Source organism: Ilyomonas limi (genome assembly GCF_005233845.1).
Classification (GTDB): Bacteria; Bacteroidota; Bacteroidia; order Chitinophagales; family Chitinophagaceae; genus Ilyomonas; species Ilyomonas limi.
On the sequence record NZ_SZQL01000003.1, the window covers coordinates 313,767 to 327,406 of the forward strand.

9 protein-coding genes are annotated in these 13,640 nt (G+C 40.0%); 5 read left to right on the forward strand and 4 right to left on the reverse strand.

Annotated features, from left to right (window positions below; translation table 11 throughout):
- Nucleotides 1-114 precede the first annotated feature (114 nt).
- The 4 genes from FC093_RS06260 to FC093_RS06275 all read left to right on the forward strand — a co-directional run bounded on the left by FC093_RS06260 (nt 115) and on the right by FC093_RS06275 (nt 4,905).
- Nucleotides 115-1,503: an undecaprenyl-phosphate glucose phosphotransferase gene (locus FC093_RS06260; protein ID WP_137260891.1), complete on the forward strand. Its 1,389-nt coding sequence runs from the start codon at nt 115-117 to the stop codon at nt 1,501-1,503.
- A gap of 891 nt (nt 1,504-2,394) precedes the next feature.
- Nucleotides 2,395-2,895 (forward strand): RNA polymerase sigma factor, encoded by a 501-nt coding sequence (locus FC093_RS06265; protein ID WP_137260892.1) that lies wholly within the window; start codon nt 2,395-2,397, stop codon nt 2,893-2,895.
- Complete coding sequence (locus FC093_RS06270; RefSeq protein ID WP_170971009.1) at nt 2,895-3,500, forward strand: hypothetical protein; 606 nt, start codon at nt 2,895-2,897, stop codon at nt 3,498-3,500. Before FC093_RS06265 ends, FC093_RS06270 begins: the two co-directional genes overlap by 1 nt.
- 229 nt (nt 3,501-3,729) lie before the next feature.
- Nucleotides 3,730-4,905 (forward strand): exodeoxyribonuclease VII large subunit, encoded by a 1,176-nt coding sequence (locus FC093_RS06275; RefSeq protein ID WP_137260894.1) that lies wholly within the window; start codon nt 3,730-3,732, stop codon nt 4,903-4,905.
- A 193-nt stretch (nt 4,906-5,098) separates the two neighbouring features.
- Here FC093_RS06275 and FC093_RS06280 read toward each other — a convergent pair whose 3' ends face one another.
- Nucleotides 5,099-6,613, reverse strand: a complete 1,515-nt coding sequence (locus FC093_RS06280; protein WP_137260895.1) for a TolB family protein — start codon at nt 6,611-6,613, stop codon at nt 5,099-5,101.
- Nucleotides 6,614-6,812: 199 nt separating this feature from the next.
- Complete coding sequence (locus FC093_RS06285) at nt 6,813-7,829, reverse strand: metal-dependent hydrolase (protein WP_137260896.1); 1,017 nt, start codon at nt 7,827-7,829, stop codon at nt 6,813-6,815.
- 137 nt (nt 7,830-7,966) lie between these two features.
- Here FC093_RS06285 and cls point away from each other — a divergent pair, with 137 nt between their 5' ends.
- Nucleotides 7,967-9,436, forward strand: a complete 1,470-nt coding sequence (cls, locus tag FC093_RS06290) for a cardiolipin synthase (protein ID WP_137260897.1) — start codon at nt 7,967-7,969, stop codon at nt 9,434-9,436.
- Nucleotides 9,437-10,042: 606 nt separating this feature from the next.
- On the opposite strand, the gene FC093_RS06295 is transcribed toward cls, so the two are convergent.
- Entirely contained in the window at nt 10,043-11,491 is a 1,449-nt protein-coding gene (locus FC093_RS06295) for a trehalase family glycosidase (protein WP_137260898.1), read from the reverse strand.
- A 172-nt stretch (nt 11,492-11,663) separates the two neighbouring features.
- Nucleotides 11,664-13,640, reverse strand: a complete 1,977-nt coding sequence (locus FC093_RS06300; protein WP_137260899.1) for a hypothetical protein — start codon at nt 13,638-13,640, stop codon at nt 11,664-11,666.

Below are 13,640 nucleotides of genomic sequence, written 5' to 3' on the forward strand. Positions count from 1 at the left end.
ATCAGTAAAGGTAATGTATATGCTTAATGCATAGCTTAGCAATCTAATATCTTAACTGGATTTTAAATTCTCATTATTGTTCACGCCTACAAATTCAAAAACAGCATACTTTTTATGAGCAACCGCTTTCCGGGTTTAATACGGCATGCAGTATTAACACTCGATGTAGTTTTTTTAAATCTACTGATGCTGATATCCTGGCATACAGTGGAATCTATTGATAGGTTTCCTGTGATAAAACATGGCTATTTTTGGATGGCATTAAATGTAAGTTGGTTATTAATCGCCTGGATTGGCAATTTATATCATGGGAAAAATATTATTTCTTTCGAATTGCTTTCGCGCCGTACAGCACGCATTTATTTATACTGGTCAGCATTAATCATAGTGAGCCTATTTTTTGTTCAATTCTATCAGCTTCCACGTATTCATATAGCAATTATATTGGGCGGCTATGCTATGCTGCTATTTATCAATCGCCTTATTTATTTGGGTGTGTACTCCCATTTCAAGCAAAGCAAATCACTTATGCGCCATATCCTTATACTTGGTTTTAACGATAGGGCAAAACAGCTCGCCACCTACTTCGAAACAGAAGGCATGAGCGCAAAAGTTATTGGTTTTTGTGAAGCCCCAGAAAACGTACGGGAACTTTCAAATTATCCTATACTCAGTTCTATGGATAAAGCGATCGAATTATCAAAACAATATCAGGTAAGTGATATATACTCAACCATTGCACCAGAACAAAATTTGGATATTTATAAAATAATGGAACAGGCCGATCAGGAATGTATACATTTCAGGCTAATACCAGATTTTTCGCTTTTTCTTAGATGCTCCATGCATATCAACTATTTAGGAGATATTCCGGTGTTAACACCCCGGAAAGAACCACTTTCAGACATTAGCAGTAGGATAAAAAAAAGGGCATTTGATATAGTTTTGAGCTCATTGGTCATAGCGGTGGTAATGTTATGGTTAACGCCCTTAATATCGCTTATTATTTTAATTGAATCCAGAGGGCATGTCTTCTTTATACAGCAACGCACAGGGAGAAACAATAAACCTTTTGGCTGTATAAAATTCCGCAGTATGAAAGTAAATAAAGATGCTGACGCCAAACAGGCTACGCGCGATGATGACCGCATTACTAAAGTTGGTCGCTTCTTAAGAGCTACAAGTTTGGATGAGCTCCCGCAATTCTTCAATGTATTAAGAGGAGAAATGAGTTTAGTTGGCCCTCGCCCGCATATGCTTAAGCATACTGAAGATTATTCCAAGCTTATTAATAAATATATGGTAAGGCAATTTTTAAAACCCGGTATTACCGGCTGGGCTCAGGTAAACGGCTATAGAGGCGAGACCAAAACGCTGGAGCAAATGAAAGGCAGGGTAGAGCACGATATATGGTATATGGAAAACTGGAGTTTGTGGTTAGACATACGTATTATATTTCAAACCATTTATATTACTATGAAGGGAGATAAAAATGCATACTAAATATACCATGTACATCCAGGTAATACTTAAGCATATACAACAAGGCAAAGCAACGTAATAATATTACCCGATTGCTTAGTAGCTCTTGCACAAAAAACTGTATATCTCTTTGTTTTCTTACATTTACATGGTGCAACACTGCTGCTAATACAACCCTAATTCCGCACTATTCTTCTCCTACCTTTACAGGAACCTTATAGGAACATTATGGGAATGATATTCCCATCTAAGCTCCACCAACCACTTAAGCTTATATGTATTGCTGCCACGGTTGTACTGTCATATTACAAAAACCAATTAAAAACACAACATGCCTGGATAGTAAGGTTTCGTAATAATATTACCTCTTATACCAACATTTATCTTCGGGCAGTGTAATACCCACACGCTATCAAAATGAAACATTCAATAAACCCGGCAGGTGTAAGCGCCAAAAACAGAATAATTAACCAAGTAGCATCTACTTACAATTGCTATATCACCATGCTGCGTTATTCTTTATGATATAAGACTTGCTAAACCGCTACCATGTTCTCGCTTTGAGGCGCAATTGTAGCTTTACGTTACAATGTATAAACAGTTTCACGCTGAGCACTTTCAGCCCTTCTTTGCTTAGGAAGGGCTTTTTTATGTTTTAAATACTAATACGCTTAGCAGCTTGGCTGTAATTTGCACCCACTATGATGCTGCAGTATGCGATTTCTGGGCAGCAGAATTAAAAATTAATATTTAAAAGCAATTACATACTGGTTATTTTAGTAAAACACAAAGCAGTTATGAAGCACACTTCATGGCTGCTTTGTGTTTTTATACATGCATTATGAAAAATATTTTCTTCCACTTGTAACAAATAACATCAACTTGCGACTACTACTATAAACGTTATCTCCATTGCAACAGCAGGAAGCAGAAAGGCAGTTTGAAAAACATATCAGGGAACATGAATTATTGCTTCATAAAGTATGTCGTATGTATGCTTACACCGATGCGGACCGGCAAGACCTGTTTCAGGAAATGGTGATACAGCTTTGGAAGGCTTACCCGAAGTTTAAAGGCGATGCAAAATGGAGTACATGGATGTATAGAGTAGCTATCAATACAGCTATCACAGGGTTGCGAAAGAAAAAGAACTTCATTACGTCTTACGAGCCGGCAAGCTTCCCCGAAAATATCAGTGATGAAAGCTCCGGTATGGCAGCAGAGGAACAATTACAACAATTATATACAGCCATTGAGCAACTAAACGAAATAGAAAAAGCCATTGTGATGCTGTACATGGAAGACCGTTCTTACAATGAGATGGAAGACATACTTGGCATTGGCGAAGCAACCTTGCGCGTAAAGATGAACCGTATAAAAGAAAAATTGCGTCAGCTAACAAAAAATAATTGATGATGGAACTGGATGATTTAAAGAAAATGTGGCAACAAACGCCTGTAAAAAATATAAACACAGATATAATGAAAATACTACAACAAAAAAGTTATGGGCCGGTAGCAGCCCTCAAAAAAACATTCAGAAGACAAATGGTGCTCATGTTCCTTATTCCGCTCATGCTTTTCACTACCAACTTACACGATATACATGGTGTACTTACAAGCATACTATTCTGGAGCTATGTTGTCTTTTGTATTGCTATCATTGTTTTTGCTTATTACAACTACCGTATAGCAAGCAAAATGGAAGGCATGGATGCAATGATAAAAACAAACCTGGAGCAGCAAGTACAACTACTGGAAAAAAGAGCGAAATGGGAAGTTGCCGGCATGCGTGGCATACTGCTCTTCTTCATACTATTAGTGGAAGTAGTACCATATGTGCAGCATTATCGCATGTTAGATAAATGGCATTCCCTTCCTGTTGCCATAAGGTTTGGGGCTTATGCAATGTTGCTGTTATTGCAGTATTTTCTTAATAAAGAAATAAAGCAGCGGAAGGTAGGCAGGCATCTTACCTATTTAAAAGAGTTGATAAAAGAAATGCAATTATTATGTTGAGAGCCGATTAAATTTATAAGCTTTTGGAACTACAAAGATTCCGGGAGAATAAGTTTAGCGATAGTTCTTTATCCGCAGGTCACGGGCTCTGGAGTGCTTCTTTGTGTTCGCTGTGTCTTTGCAGTTCAAACAATTATTTTAAAACAAAAAGCCTGCACAAACAATGCAGGCTTTTTACTACTTTATAATCCTAATTTTTTTAGCAAATTAGCTGTAATTTGCACCCGTTATGACGCTAACGGAAGAAAAACAAAGTGTGGTGTATAGCCCATCGGCAATTGTAAATATTTTCAATAATGCTTTGAACAGCGAAGCTACCAGGAGGATTATTACAGCCAAAGGAACCTATATCCCGGGCAAGGGTCAAAATTATAACGGTTATTATTACGATCAGCTCCGGGATGAGGCTTCGGATGCCTGCATTACCTTAATCGTTCCGGCTATCATAAGATCAAATTTAATTGCGCAGCAAACCATTGAATGCCAGGCTTACCTTACCAAGAAAGTACAGGCTAATGGCGCACGTATAGAACTACAGTTGAATGTAACCGAACTGCTTCACCAGCAGGAGAGTCAATTTACACCCGAACAGATAAAAGCATTGGATATTTTGCAATGCAAAGCAAAGAACGGGTATAAGGATGTAGATGCGTTTATTAAAACAAAAATCATTCAAAACGAACCTGTACGCATCGTTATACTCATTGGTAAAACGGGCATTATTGACAGTGATATCAGGCACCAGTTGGAGGAAGCCATTTCCTTTTATGAGTTCCGGTTTGAACGTATTAATCTTACTTCCGAAAAAGAAATTATTAATGCACTGCACTACTATCAGGAAGAGGCCGACCTGCTGATTATTTCGAGAGGTGGAGGTGATAAATTAGACATATTTAACAAGCCGGATATTGCCGAAGCAGCACTACAACTAAGTTGCTATTTTCTTACTGCTATCGGGCACCAGCAAGACAATACACTACTGCAAAAAGTAGCTGATAAAGCATTTATTACCCCTACTGCGCTTGGTCAGTATTTTAATGATATGTACAACCGCACAGTGGAAGAACTGCAACACTCTAAGGCAAAATTGGTAGAAGATATTACGAAGCAATTGGAAGCCAATTATACAAAACAAATTCAAAACCTCGAAGCGCATATAAAAGCAACTGCAGAACTGCATACCAAAGACGTAGAGAACACAGAAGCATTGTATAAAAAAGAGTTAGCCTTGCTCTCCGGCCAACTCTCCAATACTATGCAACAGCACCAGCAGCAAGTGCAGGAACTGCAAAAAGTAAAAGGTGAGAAACAGTTACTTGTAAAAAAGCAAATCAATACAATTATTTATTGGCTGCTGGTTATCATTGCTGTTATTGTAGGTATTATCATTGGCAAAACATTATAGTTAAATGGCGAGGAGCGATAACGTTTTATTACCGCAGAGAAAGGGGAGTTAATACGGAGATTATTATATATTTCAATTAGATTACTGTATAAAAGCTGAGGCTTCTGCTTTATCATACTACCAAATTGAAAATAGTATCACCCCCTCGTGAACTTCGTTTTCTCTTTCCTCTGCGATAATTACTCAACTGCAATTATTTATTTCCGCCGTTATTGCCACTATTACTTACAAAAGCAATGCGCTTACTGTCGGGCGACCACGAGGGTGTATTTATTGTGCCCTGTCCACCATACACATAAGCAATTACGGTAGGTGCACCGCCTTCTGTTGACATCAGTCTTATATACACGTGCTTATAAAACGGATGGTCATCCGGCTTTACTTCGCTGGGAAGGAAAGAAATAAAAGCTATCCATTTTCCATCAGGTGATATGTGCGGAAACCAGTTGTTTAAGCTGTCGTTAGTTACTTGCTCCTGGTCGCTCCCATCCGGTTTCATCCGCCATATCTGCATCAAACCGGAGCGTACAGAATTAAAATAAATATACTTTCCATCAGGCGTGTACTCTGGTCCATCGTCCAGGCCGGTGGCAGTGGTTAAACGCACTTCTTTGCCTCCATTGGAAGGCACTTTATATATATCAAACTCTTTGTTACGCTGACCGGTAAATACAATACTTTGTCCATCTGTTGACCACCCGTGTGCGTACGAAGGACCAACAGGTGTAATTTGTTTGGGATTGCCGCCGGTGATAGGTACAGTATAAATAATAGAACCACCCAGCTTTTCTACGCCGCTGCTCAGTGCCAGCATCTTGCCATCAAAAGAAATCACATGGTCATTGTTATTGTTTTTCACCTCACCGGTATGGAGCACCTGTGGCATGCGGCTGGCAAGGTCAAATTTATATATCAGTCCATCGCTGTTATAAATGAGGCTATTGCCATCGGGCATCCAGTTGGGTGCCTGTATAGAATTAGGCGCAGTGTAAATAATTTGGCGCCTGCCCGAAGCCACTTCCAAAAGTTCTACGTTGCTGCCGAGATATTGCCTGTAAGGCACCAAGGAGGCTGGTGCGGGCACCGAAATCCGCACGTTGCTAAACACTCCGGTTTCCAGTACATCGGCGTTGTGCGAGCCTACAAACAGCCCTACATACACATCATCGCCAAGATTTATACCAGCAACAGAATCTACGGTAAATAACTCTCCAAATACGGCAGCCCGCATAATGTAGGTATTGCCTTTTCTTTCTAATTGCAAAATATTGGCTTTGGTAATAGGCAACTTGTGTTCTTCGGTTTGTGCATCGGCAGTACGGCGAAACTGCAGCGAAGTGAGTCCATCGCCATGCTCTACGGCATTGACGTGTGGCGAATTGCCATCTAAACTTTTACGTATCATCCAGCCCACCTTACGATGGTAATTTACCCAACTGCCCAAAAACTCTGCTCTGGCATACAAAATAAAATCACCGCTCATCTTTTTATATACATACTGAAACTCATCATGATCGCCCCACACATTATAGCCCGCACCGGAGATAACATATTGCTCCGTCTCAGGGATGTAGGTGGCTGAGCCGCGTTTTACACTTGCGCCGCCTACATCGGTGTGACTATCAAAAATGCCTGCTGCGTTGTTTTCCTGGGCATCGGCAACACAATAAAATGCGAGTAGCAAAACCAGCGTAATAAGCCTCTTCATATTGTATGTATTGTTTTAATATTTAGAAGAAAATAATGGTAAACAAACTATTGCAGCAAGCAATAGACACATTCAAGTAAGTTATGTTATACAGGCTGTAGCAGTAAGATGAAGGCCTGAATAGCACACGACTTAATTGAAAATGGTACAATAAGCAATCTTAAACAAATCTATCAGCAAAATGGGAAAAATGTGTCTCTTATCTCCCTTTTATTCGTTCATACATATTGATGATGGTTTTCCTGTTCCATCCTATAAAGCGCCCTCTTTGTACTACCAGCGTATTATCGTAAGATGGATTTAAAAAATATTGAAAAGCAAAGGGAGCTTTTGCATCCTGCCAGCCAAGCACTTGACCAAAACGCAGTACATCAAAGATAAGCGTGTCATTTACCTTTTCAACCGTATAATATTTATCCGCAAAATGGAGCAGTCCTTTCACATTCACTTTCACATCTACCTGCTGCAGCAAGGCTTCGTTTTTAGGATAGTAAGTAAAGGGGATTAGCGAACTATCCCTGTCGAATACAGAACGGTAGCCCACCACATAACCACTGTCTGTTGCGGCTACAATGTACCAGAGCAATGTATTGAAAGGGGTGGGTGTAATAATGGTGCTTTTGTACAGTATATGCTTTGCCTGTAATGACTTTACGACTTGCTGCTTTACCAGCACTTTATTAAAGATGGCAAATATCAGGTAGCAGCAGGCAGGAAGCAAACCTATCCATAACCACCTTGTTCTTTGTTGTTTATTTCTTTTAAGGAAGAAGGCTAAAACAACAAAAGCAACTATCAATGAAACAGAAAAGAAAGCATCGCCCACATACAGTAAATGAAAAGAAAAACGCTGATGAGTAAAGGGCTCAAAAAGACCGGTCCCATAAGCGTTACAGGTATCTAATACATCATGCAGCCATAGCTGGAAACAACAAAACAAGAATAAAGTACTAAATTTTATCTCTTTCGATCGCAACATTCTTTTTACTACAATACTCAATAGAATTGCAGCAACAAGCCCGAATAAAAGGGAATGCGTAATACCCCGGTGAGCTAATAAATTTTCCGGTGGCTTCAGCCACAAAGAAGCCAGCACATCTATGTCGGGAAGGCTTTGTGCAGTAGCTCCTACCGCCAGCGCTTTTTTGCCAAGCCGTTTGTACAAAACAGCTTCGCCAATGCAAGCGCCAAGTGCCATGTGTGTAATGGAATCCATGCTTTTGAGTATCAGGAATTTCTTTCTGAAATTTAATACTTAACTCTATATTTATACATTGTTCAAAGGCATCTGTCTATACATTCCCCAAACGTGAAACTATCGCTTATTTTACAAATAAACCTAATGATAATTAAATGATAACCTGGCATAATATAACAGACTTTATTGCAGAGTGGTATTGGATACCCATGCTGTTTATCTACGCCGGCGTTATCATTACAATTGTAAGCGAAAACCGCAAGGCCAGCAAGTCATTAGCGTATATACTGGTGATTGTTTTTATACCGGTAGTAGGTTTATTGATATACTATTTTGTGGGCAGAAAGCCCGTATTCAAAAAACAGGTATTTGACAAAAAGCGTTCAGCAGATCAGCAGCGAATGGATAAATACTTTGAGCAGTTAAAGTCGCGGATGGAAGAACGGCTTCAGTTATTAGAAAATAATATTGGTGATATGGCGCTGCCATTCCGTTACTTGAATCATCAAAAACAGTCTTTAATAAGCACCGGCAATAAAGTAACCTTGCTGGACAATGGAGAAGAAATGTTTCCTGCCTTATTTACCGCACTCCAAAATGCACGCGCTTATATTCATTTAGAATATTACATCTTTACATCCGGTGAAGTGGGTAACAAGATAGCAGCTATCTTAATCAACAAACAAAAAGAAGGCGTAGAAGTAAGGGTAATTGTTGATGGCGTAGGTTCCAGTCATTTAAAAGACATACCACAACAATTTAAAGAAGCCGGCGTGCAGTTTTTAAAGATATTGCCGGTAACATTTACCTCGCTGGCACACAGTAATTACCGCGATCATCGCAAAATTGTAGTAATAGATGGAGAAATAGGTTTCGTAGGTGGCATCAACATAGACGACCGGTATTGGAACAATGGCAGGCAAGAACTATACTGGCGGGATACGTCTGTGTGTATTGAAGGCCCCGCCGTAAGCTTACTACAGGTGCAGTTTTTCTTAAGCTGGGACTTTGCAGGCGGCAAAGACGATTACAATAGTCAAAGCAGTTATTTAAAACCGCATCCGCCAAAGAAGGGCAATGCCACTGTTGCCATAGCAGCCAGCGGTCCAAGTTCTGAAGCGCCCTACATTATGGAGACGATTTTGCTGGCTATCAGCCAGGCTAAAAGAACTATCCGTATTTGCACGCCTTATTTTATTCCTCCCGATGAACTGACTTCTGCACTCCAGATTGCCGCTTCTACCGGCGTGAAGGTGGAATTGATTCTGCCTGCCAGGTCGGATTCCTTTTTTGTACAACATGCTATGTTTTCTTTTATAAAGCCGCTGTTGCAACGGGGCGTGAATGTATATCTGTACGAAAAAGGGTTTATACATGCTAAAACTATTTCCATTGATAGCTCCCTTGCTTTTGTAGGTACCGTCAACTTAGATATCCGTAGCTTTTACCTGAACTTTGAAATCACTTCCGTGATCCATGAAACTGCTTTCTGCACCGCCTGCGAAGAAAGCTTTGAGCAGGATAAGCAAAACAGCCGTTTGATCACACTGGAGCAATGGCAGAGCCGCCCGATTTTCCAAAGAGGTATAGATTCGGTATGCAGGTTAATGTCTGCTTTGTTTTGAGAGCTGCTATTGAATGCCATCGAAAGTTATCATCCAGCCTGTTTGTTGCTTTGAATATAAATTATCTTTTGATCTGTTTGTTCAAAAGTTTATTTTAAGCAATGGGTACCAGACAAGAGAAGCGATTTAGAAGTATTTATAAACTACTATTTTTAAGACAGGTTTATATGTATAATCATTCATTACATGAGCATCGCAACAGCATCAGTGGTTATGGATAAACGTATTTAAAAAATACGATGGTACTTACGCTATCAAATTACGGATAACATACAACCGCTTACAAAGATCTATCCTTTAAACTATCATTTTTCTAATGAAAACCGGGAACGAATCCAAGCCAAAAATCTGAGAAAACAAGCCCGTGAGTTAAAAATTTATTTTGAGAAAGTCGAGTCCAAAGCGAATCATGAAAGCTTTGGATATAAAAATTTAAAGACAGCAGAAAACTATATAGATAGTTTTGAACATTCTTTAAAAGAAACTTTCCAAAAACAGCTATTGAATTTTGGCTAAGCAAATAATGATTACTCATAGACCTGTCAAAAAGTTTAACTACAAAATTTTTGACGAAGTACATTCACAAAAAACTAAACGTTGCACTTATTACTTGAACTCAGCTTTCACTTCTGCTTCTGCCTGCTGAACCGGATGTACCATTACATCTGCAAATGAAAAAGTATTACCCAGCCAATCTTTACCTAACGTTGCTTTTAGTGGTTTTTTGTTTATATAAATCAGCTTATGCGAGCCTTGGAAAACAGCACGCCACGTAATCGTTTTTTGTCCGTTATTACTTAGTAAAGACTTCTTTTTACCCGAATGAGTTAGGTTGATCATCGTGCCGCAAACAGGTACATTATTCAGTTCACACGTATCCGCTGTAGCATTTCTGTAGTAAGTGCTGATCCGGTTTATTCGCGCATCCGCTTCAATGCCCATCAATCCTTCTGTAAAGCCTTTTATTACGCCATAAGATACTTCCGGATATTCTCTTCGTTTGGTAGCTGGATTTGTAAGATGCAGCATATAGTTATATGCCTTTTGCCAATAGCCATTTTGATACATGATGAACGGGAAGTAAGATAAATTTTCGACGTTCCAGTTGTTGGCTAATAAATGCTGTAGTGTTTTTTGTTTGCGCGTGCTGTCTGCCAATGCATCAAACCACAACAGGAAGGTTTCTCCTTCTGTCTTTCCAAATTGATTGTTGTTGCTATAATACGTGTTATAGAGTGATGCTTCATTGTCCCACCAGTCTTTATCTATATGTTGTTGGTATGCTTTGGCTTTTTGCTCGAATAGTTCAGCTTTTTCAGCTTGCCCATCTGCTCTTAACATTGCAGCATACGATAAGAGCCCGCGATAAATAGCGGCTACTAAATCTATCCCCATTTTTATGTTGGGTACGCCTTCGGAATACGATGGCAAGCCCCGGCACCTGTGAAAAGCATCTTCGATATTAAAAGATTCAGACGCATTAGGATGTGCCGGTCTGGTAAGTAAACTGTCTGCCTCTAATACCCAACTGCTTATGTATTCATTTACTGATTTATTGAAGAAGTTTTTAAACGCTGCATTTTTTACATACGTTTCATCACCTGTCCATAAGTACAGTTTCCAGCAGGCATTCATAATATCAAAGTTTGCGTTGAGGTTGTACCAGAATGCAGTGTCGTTCCGGTAATCTTCGGGTGCCGGGTTGCCAAGCCGGTTTATTTCCCAATAGCTGCACCAGTCTTTGCTTTCGGAGATGTTTGATACAAAATGGGTAAACATGTTTTTATTTTCCCGGCTCATACCCAAAACTTCAGCAGCAAGACTCTGATGTGCTACATCCCGCATACAAAAAGCCGAGCGTGGCGGCAGTGCCGATTCATACCAGGGACCCACTGGATCGGCGGGTTTTCCCTTGTAATGAAGTGCCATTTCTTTTGCCCGTATAAATGCTGTTTGCAATGCCGTATCTGAGGATTGGAAAGTAAGACCTTCACTTTGAGAAAGGGCAAAACTGTAAACAGCAATTAAGATAAGTGTCAGTAAATATTTTTTCATTGAAGTCTTTTATTTATACACGTCAATAATCTTTTAAAACAGTCTTTCAACTCAAATTAATCATGGTAACCCGGTTTTGTCCCGCTATTCTTTTTAGAAGCTACAGAACCAGAAATCAAACCTAATGTTCTTTTTTAGCTTTGTAACTGTGGCCATTTTTAATTTAAATCAGTTATAATATCACTTCAAGGGGTTTTATTCCATCCCATATAAGTTCCTGCTTTTTACCACTTTTCTCTGTTATCAAAATCCTTGTTTTGTCTGCTTCTTTTGACACGTTTATATCAAAATCGTTGTTGAATGCCTTGATATGGTTTAAAGACATTTCGTGCCAGCCAGCAGGTAAAAATGGCTGTATGGTAAAAGAGTTAAAACCGGTAGGCTGCAAGCCAAACAAACCTTCCGTTATTGTACGGCAATATAAGCCGCTCTCTGCCGATAAATGACGTTGCCCGCCCTCAGGCCAAGCTTCTATTGCATACGGCACATGCTCTCCAAGTAGCCTGTTGGATGAGTAATAATTAAGATATTTAAGGGTAGTATCGGTGGCGCCAGCATACAGCAATCCGCGCATGGCATACAGCAAAGCCCTGTCCCAATACGTGGCAGAGCCAGCCTCTGTAAGCATACCATTCTTCGTCCATAAAAAAGGCGAGAACAAAGCCTTCATAGTCTCTTCCTTTCTTTCAAACATGCCCATTACGAGTGGTAAACCTATCCATGAGCGCAGGGTTGTGTTCCCCTTATAATAATGGTAGGTATTAAAACCCTGGACATTACCACCAAAATATTTATCTATGTTGCTACGCAATTGTGCGGCTTCGTTATCAAGACTATCGGCAGCATTGTATTTACCCAATGCTTTTGCAAGATGCGCAGCGCTTACCATAGCGCCGTATGCAAGCACATTGGTAGAGAGGTTTACTTTACCTGCCGGAAACCTGCCTTCCAGTTCATCTGCATCGCTTGCAATCACCCCTTCAGCCGTTTTCTTTTTTCCAAGATAGGTAAGGCACCAGTCAATAAGTGTCCAAAGCTTACGGGCTTCTATAGTGTCGGCATATTCGAGGGCAAAGCGCGCTGCGCCATACGCAATCATGGCCTGGTCACCGCGATCTCCTGCACCATTCCAAATAGCTGTACCTTCTGCAATAATGGAACTCGGAATAGGCATGTACCGGGCATTCATGTAATTAGCAAAAAGGCGAAAGCTATTTACCGCAGATTCATTGCCTTCTGCATAACCCAAAAATGGAAAAAATGGATTTACATACTCTGCCTGATCGTTTGCCCAAATGGCTGCATAATAAGTGCCGCCGCCAGGCCCATGCATCAGCCCGTTTTTAGTATCATATATACTTTCTGATGCCCGGATTTTTGCAAAAGCAAACATCTTATTCAGTGTATCATTTGGTGTTTGCAGTACTAATGAATGCATCCATTCATCCACCAGTTTTTGTCTTTTTATCTTCTCGTAACTGGCAGAGAAATAGTAAGGCTGGTCTGTAAGCTTTCGCCCCGAAGAAACTATTGCATAGGCATATTGCTCACCAGGTTGCAGCGCTACTTCATCTGCACCATACGTTTCTGTTTTAGTGATATAAGCGCCATATACGCCTTTGCTTGCATCTGTTGTATCGATGTGTACAAAATTCTTCACAGCAATATTAACTGCCTTTTTGCTTCTGTTTTTTACAGTACAATTCTCAACAAGTGCGGCCTTTTCTGTAGATGGAAAAATTTCTTTTGTAATGCTTATGCCATCTTCTGCAACAGTGTGAATGGTAAGTATGCCATCAAACGAAAACGCACCGGGCTTTTCTGCCAGCTTTTTGCCATTTACTATAAGATGCGGACGTGCCTCTTCATTCAATTGTCTTGCAAGGCTTGCATGTGTATCGTTTGGTATGGTGCGCAGCATAGGAAATACTATTTCTTTTTTAAGCACCAGATTGTGCATGCTATCGGTGCCATAAGTAATAATTACAGATACCTGCTTACCGCTCATCTCAATATGATCTGTATGAGGTGACTGGTCTTGTGCAACCACCCATTCTATACTTCCATTTGGCATAAGATGCCAGCGTAAATGTTGTGCTTTTAAAATAGTAAAACTGCAAAGAAGCAACAATACGAACCCTATTCTCAT

What these genes read in the sequence shown, in the direction of transcription:
- FC093_RS06300 (WP_137260899.1), bottom strand. Translation starts at nt 13,640, where the DNA reads ATGAGAATAGGGTTCGTATTGTTGCTTCTTTGCAGTTTTACTATTTTA.
- FC093_RS06260 (WP_137260891.1), top strand. Translation starts at nt 115, where the DNA reads ATGAGCAACCGCTTTCCGGGTTTAATACGGCATGCAGTATTAACACTC.
- FC093_RS06275 (WP_137260894.1), top strand. Translation starts at nt 3,730, where the DNA reads ATGACGCTAACGGAAGAAAAACAAAGTGTGGTGTATAGCCCATCGGCA.
- cls (WP_137260897.1), top strand. Translation starts at nt 7,967, where the DNA reads ATGATAACCTGGCATAATATAACAGACTTTATTGCAGAGTGGTATTGG.
- FC093_RS06295 (WP_137260898.1), bottom strand. Translation starts at nt 11,491, where the DNA reads ATGAAAAAATATTTACTGACACTTATCTTAATTGCTGTTTACAGTTTT.
- FC093_RS06280 (WP_137260895.1), bottom strand. Translation starts at nt 6,613, where the DNA reads ATGAAGAGGCTTATTACGCTGGTTTTGCTACTCGCATTTTATTGTGTT.
- FC093_RS06270 (WP_170971009.1), top strand. Translation starts at nt 2,895, where the DNA reads ATGATGGAACTGGATGATTTAAAGAAAATGTGGCAACAAACGCCTGTA.
- FC093_RS06285 (WP_137260896.1), bottom strand. Translation starts at nt 7,829, where the DNA reads ATGGATTCCATTACACACATGGCACTTGGCGCTTGCATTGGCGAAGCT.